This is a genomic window from Candidatus Falkowbacteria bacterium (assembly GCA_026396835.1).
Lineage (GTDB): Bacteria > Patescibacteriota > Patescibacteriia > Patescibacteriales > Patescibacteriaceae > Patescibacterium.
Genome location: JAPLWA010000004.1, coordinates 550047 through 565898, shown reverse-complemented (window position 1 = coordinate 565898; position 15852 = coordinate 550047). Strand labels below are relative to the sequence as shown.

Sequence of the window (15852 nt, the reverse complement as noted above, 5' to 3'; positions counted from 1 at the left end):
CCTCCCCATCCTTTTAGGATGGGGAGGGGTGACTGTTATTTACCTAAACACCATTATGTTTAGCTTCTTGGTCTCGGCATAGTCTCCGGCTCGGGACTGTGCTGTTATAATATTTAGCTTTGGATTTATCTAATATGCACTTATACATAAAAGTTTATGTCAAAGCTAAAGGTATTTCAGTTTAAAAATTTGGTATTTAAATTTCCCCTCTTTGCCCTCCGACTCGGAGGGCAAAGAGGGGCTAGGGGTGAGTTCCGCTTTTGGTGGACTGTGTTGTTTTAGCGCTTTGCAATAAGTCTTGTTTTTTTAGGGTTTTTCTTATACTATGATTTCTATGGCTAACAAACAGTAATTTTGTTTAAACAAGACAATAGATTAGCTAAAAACTTATAAATTTAGAAAATTATGATAGATCTACCAAAGGCTTATGATCATTCTTTAGTTGAGGGTGATATTAGCGATAAGTGGGAAAAAGCTAATGCTTTTAAGCCAAATCAGGATGAATCAAAAGAACCATTTTGTATTTTATTTCCACCGGCCAATGTAACCGGTGTACTTCATTTAGGTCATGCTTTAACAGTTGCTATTCAAGATATCATGGTTCGCTTTCATCGAATGAAAGGTTTTAATACTTTATATATTCCCGGCACTGATCACGCGGCGATTGCCACCCAAGCTAAAGTTGAAGCCGAACTTTATAAGAAAGAGAAAAAAACTCGTCGTGATTTTTCACGTGAAGACTTTTTAAAATTAGTTGAACAATTTGCGGCTAATTCGCAAACCACAATTCTTAGTCAGCTTAAGCAACTCGGCGCCAGTGTTGATTGGAGTCGCTTAGCTTATACGCTTGATGAAACAAGAACTATTGCAGTACGCACAGCCTTTAAAAGACTGTTTGATCAAGGTTTGATTTATCGTGGTTCACGTTTAGTAAACTGGGATCCAAAATTACAAACCAACGTGTCCGATGATGAAATAGATTGGAAAGAAGAAACAACAAATTTTTATTATCTTAAGTACGGTCCATTCACAATTAGCACCGCTCGTCCCGAAACAAAGTTTGGTGATAAGTATGTTGTAATGAATCCCAAAGACAAACGTTATGCAGCCTATGAGCATGGACAAAAAATTGAAGTTGAATGGATTAACGGTCCGGTTACAGCCACGATTATAAAGGATGAAATTGTTGACATGGAATTTGGTACTGGTGTTATGACAATTACTCCAGCGCATGATGCTGTCGACTATGACTTGGCAAAAAAATACGATTTAGATATTGAACCAGTCATTGATTTACGCGGTTGCTTATTGCCGATTGCTAGTGAATTCGCTGGTCAACATATAAATAAAGTTAGGCCATTAATTATTGAAAAATTAGAGCAAAAAGGCTTGCTAGAGAAAGTTGAAACAAACTATGTTCACCGCATTGCGATTAATAGTCGCGGCGGCGGAACAATTGAACCCCAAATTCGTGAACAATGGTTTATGGCGGTTGATAAGCCTTTTGTTCTAGAACACTCAGAAATAGACGGAATTGCCTCTGGTTCTTCGGTTACTTTAAAGCAACTTATGCGCCAGGTAATAGAATCTGAACAAATAAAAATTATTCCTGGTTATTTTTCAAAAACCTATTTCCACTGGATTGATAACTTACATGATTGGTGTATTTCTAGACAAATTATTTTTGGTCATCAAATTCCTGTCTGGTACCGCGCCTCCGCTGAAGCTTCGGCGGGCAAGTCTGATAGAGAAATGTTTGTCGGCTTAAGTAGACCGGACGGTGATGATTGGGAACAAGATTCAGATACGCTCGATACTTGGTTCTCATCTGGGCTTTGGACTTTTTCAACTTTAGGTTGGCCAGAAAAAACTGCTGACTTAAAAATGTTTCATCCCAACACTCTTATCGAAACAGGTTATGATATTTTATTCTTCTGGGTTGCACGCATGATTTTAATGTCAGGTAGTCTTTTAGGACAAATTCCTTTTAAAACAATTTATTTGCATGGTTTAGTTAGAGACTCTGAAAGACAAAAAATGAGTAAGAGTAGCGGTAATGTAATTGATCCACTTGATATAATGAAGAAGTACGGAACCGACGCTCTAAGATTTTCGCTTGTGTATGCCAACGCTGGTGGAACCGATATGGCATTCATGGAAGATCGCGTTAAGGGCATGAAACATTTTGCTAATAAGCTTTGGAACATTTCAAGATTTGTTGTGTCCAATACTTTGACAGGGGATAACAAGACTGAAGATTTTTCAAGCGCTGAAAAGCCAACTACTTTAACCGAAGCTGATAAACAGATAATGGAAAAATTAGAAACAGTTAGAAATGAAGTAACTAATTACATTGAAACATTTAGATTTAATGAAGCCGCTCAAGCAATTTATCAATTTGTTTGGCATGAATTTGCTGATAAATACATTGAAGCCAGCAAGGAACAATTACGAGACGAAACCTTGGCTTTGAATACGAAAATAATATCAATGTACTGTCTAAAGACTTCATTGAAGATCCTACATCCATTTATGCCATTTATTACTGAGTATATTTGGAGCTTACTTGATACTAAGACTTTGCTAGTTAGCGAAAAATGGCCTGACTAAGACAATTTTATCGATTCAAAGAAGACAAAATTAAAAGCTACTTTTTATGCTAAAAGTAGTTTTTAGTTGCTTTTTTAATATTTGTCAAATTATGTTATAATAAAGTTGTTTAGAGCATGAAAAAGTTTTGGCATTTGCTGTAATGCTGTGGTATAATATAGCTATATTATAGATATTCACTATGGCTTATTCTCCGATAGCTAACTCTTTAAATGACGGGTTAAATAATCAGCCCTTTGTTAGCCCCGAAGATCAAGCCAGAGTATTTCATGCCAATCAAGAGCAAAAAAAGAATAAATTTGCAGGAGATTTGGCAAATAAAACTGATCAGGGTGCTGATGGAAGAAATTTTGATGATATAAGTAAGATTCCAACTGCAAGTCAGGCTGAAACCGTAGCTCAAAGTCAGGGTACTTCCTTGAAAGGATTGTTGAATAATGTTAAGCAGGTGCCAAGTAAATTAAAAGAAGCTAAGAAAGAATCAGATAAATATACTGGTCGTTTGGGTATGACTAAGGATGGTATGTCCTCGATTGACATAAATGATCCGAAAGCCAGAAAAGAAAAGTTTGGTGTTAATTCTGCTGGTAGTATGAAGAGTTTGATGGGTGATGTGTTTAGAAAAGCTAAGGCTGAAAAGAAAAATGGTGCTTTAGGTAAAGTTAAGGATGAAGCTGTGGCTGCAGGGCAGAATGCTATAAGCATGGCTACTAGTGAGTTGTTACAGAAGTCTTGGTTGAATGCGATAGATAGCTGGGGTTTGACTGTTCTTTTTTATATTAATTTCCATGTCTTTTGTCGCTTCGTTTTTGGACCAAAATTATTTTGTAAACTAGGTCATGAATGGACCGGCGGTAAGTCTGGAGGCAAAACAGCCAGTGTTGGTCAAAGTGCTAGTAAGGGTGCCGGCAAATCATCGGTTGGTTCATCTGCGGAAAGCCTTTTTGGACTGCCTTTTGCCGCGCTTGGCTTAGCAGAGGGAGCTTTACTTGGTTTAGTAGATCTTATAATACTGTTTGTTGTTTTGCTCCAGCTATCATTTTGGGTAATTATTATTTTAATCATGTCAGGAAGCATGGATACAATTTGGGATTTCTTAGGTACTATTTGGACTTTTTTTACGTCTTAGAGCTACATTATGAGAGGAAATTTTTTAAAATTTTTAGCTAATCATAAATTATCATCGAGTCTTTTTCCGATTATATTATTGGTGGTTCTTTTCGTTTTCTTTCCTCGGGCAACCCACGCAGTTGACTTAATGAACGGTGTAACATCTGTTGTTGGTTTGATTGTTTACGCTTTTGTCTGGATTTTGGGAAAAATCTTGATTGTTTTAATTAACTTGGTTATTTGGGTGGCGACTTACAATGATTTTATTAATGCTAAAGCCGTGTCAAATGGTTGGGTTATTTTGCGCGATCTTTGTAACATGTTTTTTGTCTTGATTTTATTGGTAATTGCTTTTGCTACAACTCTAAATCGTGAGAGCTATGCTATGAAGGCTTTGCTGCCAAAGTTTATTATCGCAGCTATCTTAATCAATTTCTCAAAATTAATTTGCGGCGTTATTATCGATTTTGCGCAAGTTATAATGCTTACTTTTGTAAATGGTTTTCGTGATATTGGAGGTGGTAACCTAGCTGATATGTTGGGCATCACAAGTATGTTGGGCATGGACCAGAATAGTCAATGTGCCAAAGACATAACCAGCTGGACAATCATGGGAACTTTTGTTTTGGCTTTATTATACGTGCTGGTTGCAACAGTGGTTATAACAGTAATTTTGTTTGTGCTAGTTATGAGAATGGTGATGATTTGGATTTACGTGGTTCTATCACCAATGGCTTGGCTTTTGTCAGTTTTACCAGCCACGCAAAAATATGCTAATCAATGGTGGCAGCAGTTTGCTGAAGCAGTTTCAACTGGCCCGATTTTAGCTTTTTTCATTTGGTTATCTTTTGCAAGCGTAACGGTTGGTATGAAGGGAACAGAAATTATGCCTAACACGCCTAAGCCGTCGGCCGCTGCTAATGAGGCTGGTTATATTGACAAGGGTTTAAATAATGTTGGTGATCCTTGTGCTGGAAACTCAGAAAATGGTACGCCTGATTCAATGTTGAAATTTGTTATTTCAATCGGTTTATTAATGGGTGGATTAATGGTTACTAAACAAGCCGGTGGTGCGATTGGTGGTATTGCCGGTGGTGGTCTATCTAAGATTACGAACGCCGCTAAAGGCGCAAGGGATTGGGCTAGCAAAAATACTATTGGTAGAGCAAAAACAGCGGCGATTGATACAAGTAAAGCTGCTGCCAGAACAGGTATTGGTATGGCTGGTTTTGCTGCTGGTAAAGCGGGTAAGCTAACAAATAAGGTTTTTGGCGGTAAAGCAGGTGATTCTTTGCAAAAGGGTGGGCAGTTTATGAAAGACTGGCGTACTGACATGAAAGAGACAAGGAAAAAGGCCAAAGAAACTAAGATGAAACAAACTTTGGAAAAACTTGGCATGAAAGAAACCAGCATGGCTTCTTATGGTGAATTCCAAAAGACAACCTTGGCACGTAGTGCTAAGGGGGTAGCTATGGCTGGCGCCGGAGTTTTGACTGGTAATCCATTAATGATGGCTGGTGGTGTCATAGCCGGTGCTGGTATGACTGGTTATTCTTTGGGTAGTAAAAAATTGGCAGGTGGAATCAAAAATTGGGCTGCCAATAGAGAAAAGAATAAGAATTTGGAAGAATTAAAAAAACAAACTAATTCGGATGAACATAGCATGACTGATGACAAGCAGAAAGGTTTAGATAATCTGGCGCTAGCGCATAGCCAGAGGGTTGAGAAAATAAATTCTCGAGAAGAAGACGAGCTGGATAGAAGAGAAAAGGAGAAGGAAAATTATATAGCTCAAAATCCTGAAGACGCGGCTGAGGCTGAGAAAACATGGGAGAAAGATAAAGAAAAAGTTAAAAATAAATACGCTTCATTAAGAGAGGCGTCGAAAGATAAGCACGATGAAGACGTTGATACTTTAGACCAAAATCTAAGAGCAGATCCTCGATATAAAGGAAAAATAAGTGATAAACAACAGTATTACGAAGCCTCCAAGGAGGTTATTGATCGTGATAATAAAACAAAGACTCTAAATGACGAAAAAGCTATTGCTATTGCAAAAAATAAAGAGTTAATGGAAGCGGAAATTGAAGCAGTTAATAAGAACTTTAAGGGATCTACTTTAGCTAAGAATATGGAAGTAGCTAAGGTTAAAAATACTTTTGGTGAAAATGAAACTAAGATTAACGAGAGTCATCAGAAAAAAATGGAAGATCTTAATTTCCGTTATAAAGATGTACCAGCCGAAGCCTCGCAGTTAAAGAGACGTATTAGCAGGGGCCTAGATGCCACTGGTAACTATGTTGAAAAATATCAGCCTAATAGAGTAAGTATCAAAGCGGCTGAAGCCGGAGCTAAGGAATTAAAGAACGCTAAGGATACGGTTTACCAGCTAGGTGTGAGTGATGTGGGTAGTTTCAAGGGAAACGACTTTGCTACTGGTAAGGGCCTAACCTCTGAGCAAACGAAGATGTTTAAGGAATTATCTGGTGCGGGTGAAGATGCTAAGAAAGCCATAAATAACATGGTTAAAGGCCTTAAGGATATGAAAGCAAATTCCGCCAATCTATCATCGGCTCAAAAAGGAATGATTCATGATATGAAAAAAGGCTTTGCTTATTTCCAGGCTGAAAAACCTGGTGAGGCAGCTGCTTTACAATCCATTATGAGTGAATTAAATAATTTTGATACGGGTCATGATAAGGGCTGGATAAGAGTTGAAGATTTTGGTCCAAAAAAGAAAACCTAATTTAATATATGCTTACCATTGACGAAGCCATTGAAAAATTTAATCGCGAAATACCCGAAGAAGTTCAATTAAGCTGTGAGGCTGATTTTGTCTTAAAACCTTTGGAAGAAATAGAAGAGCGATATGGTATTACCTTATCACCCTTACTAATACTTTTTGTATTAGGTGAGGTGGTTGGTGATGATTTGATAACCTATATTGAAAATGAATTTTCTTTCGAAGAAAAGAAAGCTGCTGTTTTAGCATCGGAAATTCAAGATAAAATTTTTAAGCCTCTCTTTGATCGTATAAACTTTTTGAATGATCATCCAGAAAAAGAAATGACGCTTGAGCAGGAAAAGTATTATGTAGAAAATATATTTAAAAAAGGAATCTTAGCTGAATTGAATTATGATCCAATTGTTAAAGATGCTGTTAATCGTCGTTTGTTCTTTATTTTAGCGCGTGATGCTGATTATAGAAGAAGATTAGAACAATCAATGTATGACAATGTTGAGCTTTTAACAAGTCAGTCAATTATGATTGACGGTAGAGAACAGCCTGCCACTATTAGTAATTGGCTAAAAGATTTTATTGCTCATTATGGTAGTCAAAGTTATAACAGTGTTAGTGTTTCTTCGTTTTTGGTAAACTCTGATAATGGTAAAAAACTATCTGCTGAAGATAGAGCTAAATTAGCCGATGTTATAAAAATTTATACTAACATTAAATTTTTCCCTGATAGTATGCCTTCGGATAATGGTGAAGACTGGCAAATAATTCCTTATGAGATTGAAGTGATGCCAGACTCAGAGAGGGATTTTAGTGAAGAGACTACTGAATTAGCTGAGGAGAAGCTAAAAGTAATTTTACATGAAGTGCCTTTACCGAATAAACCCGCGAATAAAACCGAGCTAAAAACTATTAGTCCATCGCTTCCACCTCTAGCTCCAGCTCCGGTTCCTGCAAAGATTGTTGAGCCAGTTAAGCCTTTAGCTGAAACAGGGGATGAAGAGGACTTAGTTGAACTTAGAAATATGTTATTGCAATATCCTGCTGGTAGTCTAGAAAGAGCTGCAATCGAAGAGGAAATAAAGAAGAAAAGTGGTTAGTTGTTGGTTGACAGTTGTTAGAAAAGCTCTGACAACTAAATTCCAGTAACTAACAATTAACTAATAAACTTTATGGAGGGAAAAAGTTTAAAATTAGGTAATTTAAAAATTTATAACGAAAGTTTTTCTTTATCGAATCATGTTTGGAAAATAATTAATCAACATAATTATTTAATTAAACAAACTATTGGCCCACAATTTATAAGATCAGTTGACTCGATATCAGCTAATATAGCTGAAGGTTTTGGAAGGAGCACGAAAAAAGAAAAAATTCGTTTTTATATTTATGCTAGAGGCTCTGTGTATGAATCATTGGATTGGTTAGAAAAGTGCTATCGGCGCGATATTATAAATAAATCTGATTATGTTAAAATGTATCTGTCGCTTATGAGTTTACCGATAAGGCTGAATGCTATTATTAGAACAACTAAACAATTAAAATATTGATAATGGTCAACTAACACCTAGTTACCAACTACTAACAACTACTTTCCCATGCTGTCCTACTTACAAAAATTTAATGATTTGCCTAAAGAAATTAAAGCGGCCGTTGCATCGAATGAAGCAGCGGCTCGTATTGCTACTATTGGTCAGCAGTATGGTCTTGATTTAGCTACGACTATAATGAAAGTAATGGTCAAGGAAATTACTTTAGATGGCTTAGGTGCTTATTTTGTTAATCAAAATAATCTACCACTTGAAAAAGCACGTTTGCTAGAAAAGGATTTAAGAAAATATATTTTTAACACAGTAATCGATTATTTGTTAGGTGCTAGTGCTGGTCCAAAGTTAGTCTTCTCCGAAGCAGACGAAAAAGAAGTTAAAGAGAATGCTCAGCCTGTCAAAACTGTTGATTTTGATGCTGCGATTGAAGAGGCGGTTGTCCGAGTTTTGCAGAAATCTAGGATTAGTCTAACTGATCCTATTATGAATGCTAAATTCCGTCAGGTTATTAAAACTTATTTGCGTTTAACACGTGACAAAATTGCTACAGTTGAAGCTTTAAGCAAGGCAAGTGAGTTAGGCGGCGTAGCTTTAAGCCGCGACGCGGTTGATAGAGCAATGTCTATAGCTGATGCCGAGCTTAATGAACTTAAAAAAATATCAAGCACGCCTAAGCTTAAAATTCCTGTACCTGAAGATAAGCACGTAGTGCCACCTAAATCCGAGCTAGCCAATCCATTTAATCGAATTACCAGAGAAGCCGAGTATAATTTAGAAGCTAGTCTTAAGGCAGAGGGTAAACTTAAGATAAATAAAGCGCCAGAGCCTATTATGGACGCTAGTCATGAATTAGCACCGCCAGTGCCAGTAATTATTGAACAACCTAAAGTAAAGGTTGAAGATTCGATTGCACCAGTAACGCCAGTGGCAAGAAAAATTATCAAGGATGCTTTAGTTAATAATAAGCCGATTGATAAGCCCGATTTGCGTCGCTTGGCTGATCAAACTAAAACTAAGGCCCCAGTCGTTAATTTAAAGTTATCTTCCAGTGGTAAAGTTAAAATGGATGACATACGTTTTACGCCTCAAGTTTTAAGCCCGGTTGATGAGTTGCGTTATATGTCTTTGAAAACTTTTCGTCGTTTAAATCCAGATCCAATTAAAGCAACTGATAAAATAAAAGAGAAACTAGAATTTTTGGGCCGTGATGACTATTCTAAAAAAATTCAGGGGATTGTGGCTTGGCAAGAAAGCCCGCTAAATAAAATGTATTTAACGGTTTGTCGCCGCGCCCTAGAAGTCGGCAAGCCAGTAACCGATATTCTCCAAGAAGAATTAAGTAACGAACCTAGTTCGCTAAAACCAGAAGAATTATCGGCAATTATTTCTCTTAACCATGTTTTGAAGTTTTAGTTTATGATGCAGTTTACAGTTCCACAATTTATTGATGTTGAAGATAAAATTTTTGGTCCAATCACTGTCCGCCAATTTGTGATTGAATTAGTTACCGCTCTTTTAATCGCGCTTTGCTATCGTTTATTTGATTTTAGTTTGTTTATTGTTCTAGGACTATTTTTATTTTCAGTCGGTACAATTTTTGCTTTTGTTAGGATTAATGGCGCTCCATTTCATTACTTTGTGCTTAATTTAATCGAGACTTTAAAAAAACCTGGCTTACGTGTTTGGTATAAAGATGATACACTAAGAACAGGCGTGGAGTTTGATACTCTTCCTGTTTTGGCGCCAGTTGTTGCTTCAGGCAGGCAATATTCTCAAAGTCGCCTTAATGAATTATCCTTAATTGTTGACACTCAAGGTTCTTATCAAGGTGAATCATCTGATGACGTTGTAATTCAACTGCACAAGGATATTCCCGCTGATTTTTCATAATTGTTTATGGCTAAAAAACCAACTCCAATTCATCCTTCGACTCTGAAATTTCTTGATATTGCTGGTATTCGTCAAGATACTGTCATTATGAAAGACGGCGATTTGCGGTCAGTTATTATGGTATCTAGTATTAACTTTGCTTTGAAAAATGAAGACGAACAGAATGCTATTATCTCTGCTTATGTTAGCTTCCTGAACAATATTAGCTTTCCGGTACAAATTGTTATTCAATCGCGTGAACTTAATATCGAAGCTTATTTGAATCAACTCAAGCAAAAAGAAAAAGAACAAACCAATGAGCTGCTAAAGATGCAAATTACAGAATATATTAGCTATATTAAAGAGCTAATATCTTTGAGTAAGATCATGAATAAACGTTTTTATGTTATTGTACCTTATAACCCACTATCTGATAAGAAGAAAAACTTTTTTACACGTTTAACTGAAACATTTAGTCCAGCTTCTTTGGTTAAGATGAAAGAAGAGAAATTTTTTAACTTGCGTAAAGAATTAACACGCCGCGTTGATACAGTTATTTCTGGTCTAAGTTCAATTGGTCTTAATACAATTGAGTTAGATACGCAAAGTTTAATTGAACTATATTATAATACTTATAACCCGGTTACGGCCGCTAATGAGCATCTAGTTGAAGTTGAGAAATTGCGCTTAGAAGATAATAATTGATATGTCTAAGTTATTTGATTTATTTTTGAATAAAAAAACACCAGAGGCAACCGATATAGAGGAGGCTGTTTTAACTACGCCGGGTCAAGAAGGTAAACAAAATATTCCAGGGCTAGAAAAAATAGAACAGTTTGAAAAAGAAACAAAGGTTGCCGAAGAAATTGTTAGCGAAGAAAAAACTTTCCGTCGTGGTCTTATTTCTATTAACGAGTTGATTGCTCCGGAAAGCATGGAGATTTCACCTCATCATCTAAGATTGGGTGGTAAGTTTTTACGAACTATTTTTGTAGTGTCATATCCACGTTATATTAGCGTTGGTTGGTTTGCTCCGGTTATTAACCTGAACTCCACTTTTGATATTGCCATGTATTTTTATCCCGTAAAGAGCGCCATAATTCTAAAGCAATTAAAAAAGAAAGTTGGTGCACTTGAGGCACAAATTATTTCCGACGCTGAAAAAGGTTCACCGCGCGATCCTTTACGTGAAACAGCTTTGCGTGACATTGAATCTTTGCGTGACTCCTTAACTCAAGGTACTGAGAAATTCTTCCAATTTGCTCTTTACGTTACTCTCTACACTGATACTTTAGAGGAGCTAGATCGTTTATCGGATACAATTGAGGATATGTTTGGTGCTCGTTTGGTTTATTCTAAACGTGTTTATTACCAAGCTGAACAAGGTTTTAATTCTACTTTGCCATTAAATAATGATGAACTTTACATTGCTTTTAACATGAATTCATCTCCGGTTGCTTCATCATTTCCATTTGTTTCCAGTGAATTAACCTCAGATAATGGTATTTTATACGGTATCAACCGTCATAATAACAGCTTGATTCTATTTGATCGCTTTAGTTTACAGAATGCTAACAGCGTTGTGTTTGCTACTTCTGGTGCTGGTAAAAGTTATGCCATTAAATTAGAAATTCTGCGTAGTTTAATGATGGGCACTGAAGTTATTGTTATTGACCCAGAATATGAATATAAGCATTTAGCCGAAGCGGTTGGTGGAACCTATATTAGTATTTCTCTTGCTTCACAAAGTAAAATCAATCCATTTGATTTGCCTAAAGCGGTTGGTGATCAAACAAAGATTGAAGACATTATTCGCTCGGCTGTTATTACTTTAAAAGGCTTGGTTAGATTAATGATTGGTCAATTAACTTATGAAGAAGACTCTGTTGTTGACCGCGCCTTACTAGAAACCTACGCTCGTAAAGATATTACGCCTGACGCTGATTTAGCCACCGTTGAGCCACCGATCATGCAAGATTTTCAAGAAATTCTTGAAGGTATGGATGGCGGCGCTACGCTATCGACGCGTATGAAGAAATATACCGAAGGAACTTTTGCCGGTCTATTTAATAGTCCGACTAATGTGCAGATGGACAATCAATTGATTTGTTTCTCGGTTCGTGACCTAGAAGATGAGTTAAGACCAATGGCGATTTATACTATTATTAACTACATCTGGAATGACGTTCGCTCGCAAGTTAGAAAACGTATTTTGGTTATTGATGAAGCCTGGTGGATGATGCAGCAAGAAGATAGTGCTAAATTTATTTACGCTTTAGTAAAACGTTGCCGTAAATATTATTTAGGCGTTACAACAATCACGCAGGACGTTAACGACTTTTTGCGCTCACCTTATGGTCAGGCGATTGTAACCAACTCATCTTTGCAAATTCTTTTGAAACAATCTCCGGCTGCGATTGATCTTATTCAGAAAACCTTTATTTTAACAGAAAGTGAAAAGTACTTGCTTTTGGAGTGCGGCGTCGGTGAAGGTATTTTCTTTGCCGGCAATAAGCACGCGGCGATCAAGATCGTTGCTTCATACGTTGAAGATCAATTGATTACATCTGATCCTCGTCAGCTAATCGAAATTGAAGAAGCTAAAAAACAAATGGCTGATCAGCTGGCAAGCGGAAAGCCGATGTAGTAGTTTGTTGCTGGTTGCTGGTTGTTAGGTCACTAACAACTAACAACTAACAACTAATATTTTATTTATATGAATAAAAAAGCTCTAGCTTTAATCGTTGGTGGTCTAGTTATTCTAGTTGCCATTTTTTACTTTATTTTTATTTATGATTTTTCTGGACAAAAAAATCAAACTCCAACTGACACAACTTCTACGCAACAGAATGGTCCAGCAACGCCCGTCGTTACTAAAAGCGCACCAGTAACTAGGACAGCTGAAAAACGAACTGAAGCTGACCAGAGCCGAGATAACGCTACTCAGCTAGCCATCTTTTTTGCCGAACGTTACGGCACTTCTTCAAGTCAGGCTGATTTTAGTAATTTAACTGATTCTCAGGTGTTTATGACTGACAGCCTTGCTTCTGCAACTAGCAAATTCATTGCTACAGAGAGAAATAAGGCCACTGACGGGTCATATAAGTCAATCGTGACCAAAGCTGCCGTAGTTGACTTTACGAGCTATAATGAGACCGCTGGGACAGCCGAGGGAGTGGTTAAGACAAAGCGCCTTAAAACTGAGACTGATGGCAAAACTAGTTCTTATGATCAGAATCTAGCAATTAGCCTTAAGAAAGTTGGCACTGAATGGAAAGTTGATTCAGTTACCTGGAAATAATGGAAAAAATCAAATTTTTTAAAATTTGAAATTTATAATTTGAAATTAATTCTTTATGCTTGGAGGGGCAAAAAACATTGTTTGTAATATTAAGCAATGTTTTTTTGATATTATTTTTCCTAAATATTGTGTTATTTGTGAGAAAGAGGGGAGCTATTTTTGCGAAGTTTGTCAGACTAAAGATATTTTAACTTGGGATAAAAATTGTTTTAAATGTCACAATAATGTAGCGGATTTAAGTTTGTGTGAAGATTGTAAGTCCCTATATTTTTTTGATGGTTTATTATGTGCCAGTGACTATGAGGATAGAATTATTAGCTCTTTGATTCAGGCTTATAAATATCATTTTGTTAAAGAGTTAGCGCAAATTCTTGGTTTATTTATTGCCAAACATTTAGAAAAAGAATTAATGGTTTCTAAAAATATTTTTTTTAACAACTTCTTCGATGCCACTGTTATCGCCGTACCTTTAAGCAAACGTAGGCAAAAATGGCGAGGCTTTAATCAAGCAGAAGTTATAGCAAAAGTTGTAGCACAATATTTTGGTCTCAATTTTAATTCTGATCTTAGACGCTTGATTCACAAAAAACCTCAGGCTAAGTTAAGCGAAGCGAAGCGCCTAAACAACTTGCAAGGTTGTTTTAATTTTAATGGCACGGCACCGGCTAAAGTTATTTTGGTTGACGATGTAATTACAACCGCTGCAACAGTTAATGAATGTGCTAAGGTTTTACGGGCTCAAGGCGCAGAAGAGATTTTGGTTTTAGCAATCGCTAAAGGTTAAATAAAAACCGCTCGAGTCATTTGACCCAAGCGGCGGAGAGTTTAGTAATTAGAGCTTAAGCATCTTGGAAATAGACTCAGTAGCAGTTTCGTCAGTTCTTTCAAGATCTTCTTCGAGATAGTTATTTAAGTTATCTCTCAAAAATAGAGGATTAACATCGAGTAAGGGTATCGCTAGATGGTGTTTAGTTTTACTCTTAAAAGAAAAGTAGATTTTTTTTACACCAATATTGGGCTTATAGACAATGGAGAAGGTGCTTAATTCATCATAGTCATAAAATCTTCTGCCAACCATAACTCCTTCATTGGCAATTGTGACCAATACTCCTTGAGGGTTTCTGGCATCATTGATTATCAAGATTAGCCCGCTTATTATAATAATGGCTGCAAAAAGAAAATTAACTGTTGAAACAGCATAAATTAACATAGCGATCGCAACAACGCTAGCCAATATGTACCACAGTTTGCTGCGAGAATGCTTTTGGTACTCTGGTATTTCCCAGCTTATTATCTCCATTATCGGAGTATTCTCTTGTTCTAGTTCCTGGTTGTCCATAATTGACACTTAGCTATCTTTCTTGTATATTTATTTTATCATAAAACAAGCAAGTAGTAAAAACCCCTGAAGGCCATTTATTTAGATAGCCCTTTTTTATGGGCTAATTCACTTGATTTTAATGGAGAGGTGCCAGAGTGGTTGAATGGAACAGTCTTGAAAACTGTCAGCCGTGAAAGCGGCTCGCGAGTTCGAATCTCGCCCTCTCCGCACGTACAATTTCAAGTTTTAAATTTTAAATGATAAATGTTTGTAGATGCCTGTGGCATCTTTGAAAATTAAAGTATTAAAAATTATTTTGAAATTTATAATTTGAAATTTAAAATTGTTTATTGGAGAGATGCCTGAGTGGTTGAAAGGGGCACCCTGCTAAGGTGTTAGGCTTTAACGAGCCTCGAGGGTTCGAATCCCTCTCTCTCCGCTAATAACAAAAAGTAGCCCATAGGGCTATTTTTTGTTATTATTGATTTGTAAAGGGATTCGAACTGGTTGCGAGCGAGATATGAGGAGTAGCGGAAGCGACGACGAATAATCGAGCGAAGATGAACGCGATTCAAGGGGGCGTTCATCTGCAACCCTGGGCAAGCGAGCGCGGAAATCCTTATCTCTGTATATAAAATAAAATACCCATTTTGGGCGTTTTATTTTATAATAGTATATCAATGAACTGGCGCATGCCTATCTAAAGTCGTTTCTTATGTTATTCTTAATCTAAGAAAAGATATTAAAATGAAAAAACAAATAATATTAAATACACAAACCGTTGAATATGATTTAAGGATCATTAAGCGATCCAGAAGGGTTTGTTTATCTATTCGTCATGATGGTAGTTTATTAGTTAGCGCGCCAAGATATATTGCTCTAGACGTTATCGAAAACTTTATTACCAGTAAGGCTCGATGGATAATCGATAGATTAGAACACTTCAAAAATAATCCAGGCAATATTTACGCCAAGGGAGATAAGCATGATTATCTAAAATATAAAGACTCAGCTTTAGTTTTAGCGCAAAGGCGAGTTGATCAACTCAGTAGTCTACATGGCTTTAAATTTAACAAAATTAGTATCAAGAATCAGGCAACTCGCTGGGGCAGCTGTTCTAGAAAAGGTAATTTAAATTTTAACTATAAAATCGCTATTTTGCCGAAAAGATTAGCTGATTATATAATTGTTCACGAATTTTGTCATTTAAAGGAATTTAATCACTCTAAAAAGTTCTGGAATTTAGTTTCTGAAATAGTTCCAGATTTTGCGGCCTTAAGAAGTGAGCTAAAAAGAGGGAATATTACTTTTACATAGAAAGTCGACGCTTTTGATAAATTTTGCTATAATATTAATATAA

At 36.5% G+C, this 15852-nt stretch carries 13 protein-coding genes and 2 tRNA genes; 14 read left to right on the top strand and 1 reads right to left on the bottom strand.

What is annotated here, in order from left to right; all coding sequences use genetic code 11:
• The first annotated feature begins 405 nt into the window (after positions 1-405).
• The 11 genes from NTY12_04055 to NTY12_04005 all read left to right on the top strand — a co-directional run bounded on the left by NTY12_04055 (position 406) and on the right by NTY12_04005 (position 13955).
• Positions 406-2610 (top strand): valine--tRNA ligase, encoded by a 2205-nt coding sequence (locus NTY12_04055; protein MCX6793173.1) that lies wholly within the window; start codon positions 406-408, stop codon positions 2608-2610.
• Between the two features lie 181 nt (positions 2611-2791).
• Positions 2792-3739 (top strand): hypothetical protein, encoded by a 948-nt coding sequence (locus tag NTY12_04050; GenBank protein MCX6793172.1) that lies wholly within the window; start codon positions 2792-2794, stop codon positions 3737-3739.
• A gap of 9 nt (positions 3740-3748) precedes the next feature.
• Positions 3749-6466 (top strand): hypothetical protein, encoded by a 2718-nt coding sequence (locus NTY12_04045; GenBank protein MCX6793171.1) that lies wholly within the window; start codon positions 3749-3751, stop codon positions 6464-6466.
• Positions 6467-6474: 8 nt separating this feature from the next.
• Complete coding sequence (locus tag NTY12_04040) at positions 6475-7557, top strand: hypothetical protein (GenBank protein ID MCX6793170.1); 1083 nt, start codon at positions 6475-6477, stop codon at positions 7555-7557.
• A gap of 72 nt (positions 7558-7629) precedes the next feature.
• The gene (locus NTY12_04035; GenBank protein MCX6793169.1) at positions 7630-8004 is read left to right on the top strand and encodes a four helix bundle protein; all 375 of its coding nucleotides are present in this window, start codon (positions 7630-7632) and stop codon (positions 8002-8004) included.
• A 78-nt stretch (positions 8005-8082) separates the two neighbouring features.
• Positions 8083-9414 carry a hypothetical protein gene (locus tag NTY12_04030; GenBank protein MCX6793168.1) on the top strand — a complete coding sequence of 444 codons (1332 nt, stop codon included), beginning with the start codon at positions 8083-8085 and terminating at the stop codon, positions 9412-9414.
• 3 nt (positions 9415-9417) lie between these two features.
• Positions 9418-9891 (top strand): PrgI family protein, encoded by a 474-nt coding sequence (locus NTY12_04025; GenBank protein ID MCX6793167.1) that lies wholly within the window; start codon positions 9418-9420, stop codon positions 9889-9891.
• Between the two features lie 6 nt (positions 9892-9897).
• Positions 9898-10575: a hypothetical protein gene (locus NTY12_04020; protein ID MCX6793166.1), complete on the top strand. Its 678-nt coding sequence runs from the start codon at positions 9898-9900 to the stop codon at positions 10573-10575.
• A gap of 1 nt (position 10576) precedes the next feature.
• The gene (locus tag NTY12_04015) at positions 10577-12517 is read left to right on the top strand and encodes a DUF87 domain-containing protein (protein MCX6793165.1); all 1941 of its coding nucleotides are present in this window, start codon (positions 10577-10579) and stop codon (positions 12515-12517) included.
• A gap of 69 nt (positions 12518-12586) precedes the next feature.
• Complete coding sequence (locus NTY12_04010; protein MCX6793164.1) at positions 12587-13171, top strand: hypothetical protein; 585 nt, start codon at positions 12587-12589, stop codon at positions 13169-13171.
• A 55-nt stretch (positions 13172-13226) separates the two neighbouring features.
• A complete protein-coding gene (locus tag NTY12_04005) occupies positions 13227-13955 on the top strand; it encodes a hypothetical protein (protein MCX6793163.1) in 729 nt (242 codons plus the stop codon).
• A gap of 48 nt (positions 13956-14003) precedes the next feature.
• Here NTY12_04005 and NTY12_04000 read toward each other — a convergent pair whose 3' ends face one another.
• On the bottom strand, positions 14004-14510 hold the full coding sequence (locus NTY12_04000; protein ID MCX6793162.1) for a hypothetical protein: 507 nt from the start codon (positions 14508-14510) through the stop codon (positions 14004-14006).
• 123 nt (positions 14511-14633) lie between these two features.
• On the opposite strand from NTY12_04000, the gene NTY12_03995 reads away from it, so the two are divergent.
• The 3 genes from NTY12_03995 to NTY12_03985 all read left to right on the top strand — a co-directional run bounded on the left by NTY12_03995 (position 14634) and on the right by NTY12_03985 (position 15809).
• Positions 14634-14720, top strand: a tRNA-Ser gene (locus tag NTY12_03995).
• A gap of 124 nt (positions 14721-14844) precedes the next feature.
• Positions 14845-14931: transfer RNA gene (locus tag NTY12_03990), tRNA-Ser, on the top strand.
• A gap of 308 nt (positions 14932-15239) precedes the next feature.
• Positions 15240-15809 carry a SprT family zinc-dependent metalloprotease gene (locus NTY12_03985; protein MCX6793161.1) on the top strand — a complete coding sequence of 190 codons (570 nt, stop codon included), beginning with the start codon at positions 15240-15242 and terminating at the stop codon, positions 15807-15809.
• The last annotated feature ends 43 nt before the right edge of the window (positions 15810-15852 follow it).

Excerpts from the sequence above, each read along its gene's own strand:
- NTY12_04025 (MCX6793167.1), top strand. The coding sequence starts at position 9,418 with ATGATGCAGTTTACAGTTCCACAATTTATTGATGTTGAAGATAAAATT.
- NTY12_04045 (MCX6793171.1), top strand. The coding sequence starts at position 3,749 with ATGAGAGGAAATTTTTTAAAATTTTTAGCTAATCATAAATTATCATCG.
- NTY12_04015 (MCX6793165.1), top strand. The coding sequence starts at position 10,577 with ATGTCTAAGTTATTTGATTTATTTTTGAATAAAAAAACACCAGAGGCA.
- NTY12_04040 (MCX6793170.1), top strand. The coding sequence starts at position 6,475 with ATGCTTACCATTGACGAAGCCATTGAAAAATTTAATCGCGAAATACCC.
- NTY12_04050 (MCX6793172.1), top strand. The coding sequence starts at position 2,792 with ATGGCTTATTCTCCGATAGCTAACTCTTTAAATGACGGGTTAAATAAT.
- NTY12_04005 (MCX6793163.1), top strand. The coding sequence starts at position 13,227 with ATGCTTGGAGGGGCAAAAAACATTGTTTGTAATATTAAGCAATGTTTT.
- NTY12_03985 (MCX6793161.1), top strand. The coding sequence starts at position 15,240 with ATGAAAAAACAAATAATATTAAATACACAAACCGTTGAATATGATTTA.
- NTY12_04055 (MCX6793173.1), top strand. The coding sequence starts at position 406 with ATGATAGATCTACCAAAGGCTTATGATCATTCTTTAGTTGAGGGTGAT.
- NTY12_04020 (MCX6793166.1), top strand. The coding sequence starts at position 9,898 with ATGGCTAAAAAACCAACTCCAATTCATCCTTCGACTCTGAAATTTCTT.
- NTY12_04000 (MCX6793162.1), bottom strand. The coding sequence starts at position 14,510 with ATGGACAACCAGGAACTAGAACAAGAGAATACTCCGATAATGGAGATA.
- NTY12_04010 (MCX6793164.1), top strand. The coding sequence starts at position 12,587 with ATGAATAAAAAAGCTCTAGCTTTAATCGTTGGTGGTCTAGTTATTCTA.
- NTY12_04035 (MCX6793169.1), top strand. The coding sequence starts at position 7,630 with ATGGAGGGAAAAAGTTTAAAATTAGGTAATTTAAAAATTTATAACGAA.